Here is a 410-nt window from a genome sequence, read left to right as displayed (position 1 = left end):
GACTCGATGGTGCGGAAAGTGGCCGAGCATTCGATATTGGTACACTGGTGATAACGCTGTTTGACGTTTTCCGACAGATACCGGCTGGTACGGACGTGCGCGGTCTTTTTGCAGAACGGGCAGTGAAACATAATTCAGCCCTCTGCCTGTTCGTGGTCTTTTGCGGCCAGTTCAGCGGCAAGCTTCATCCGTCTGGCTGGGCTTCTTAACAGCGCCATATCAACCCCGGTTATGACCGGGCGATTCATGCCGGTTACGGACAGGACCGGCTCCTGCTCCATATCAAAATGATACAGGGCTGACTGCAGATTCAGGGCATCACCCAGCTCACGGGTCACGGTCGCACGCGGCGAGGTTTCTCCGCTCATTTCCAGCGACCGTATACGCAACAGAAAGGCACGTAACAGTGC

2 pseudogenes are annotated in these 410 nt (G+C 55.6%); both read right to left on the bottom strand.

Going from position 1 to position 410, the window contains the following annotated elements:
- Positions 1–131: pseudogene (locus tag OGY71_RS23225) on the bottom strand (STY4826 family bacteriophage gene regulatory protein); the annotation flags it as partial.
- A gap of 3 nt (positions 132–134) precedes the next feature.
- Positions 135–410 (bottom strand): annotated as a pseudogene (locus OGY71_RS23220) (capsid protein); the annotation flags it as partial.

It is taken from the genome of Citrobacter sp. Cpo109 (assembly GCF_030332565.1).
GTDB lineage: Bacteria > Pseudomonadota > Gammaproteobacteria > Enterobacterales > Enterobacteriaceae > Citrobacter > Citrobacter portucalensis.
The sequence above is the reverse complement of the archived record's forward strand: the minus strand, read 5'-3'. Positions and strand labels throughout refer to the sequence as shown.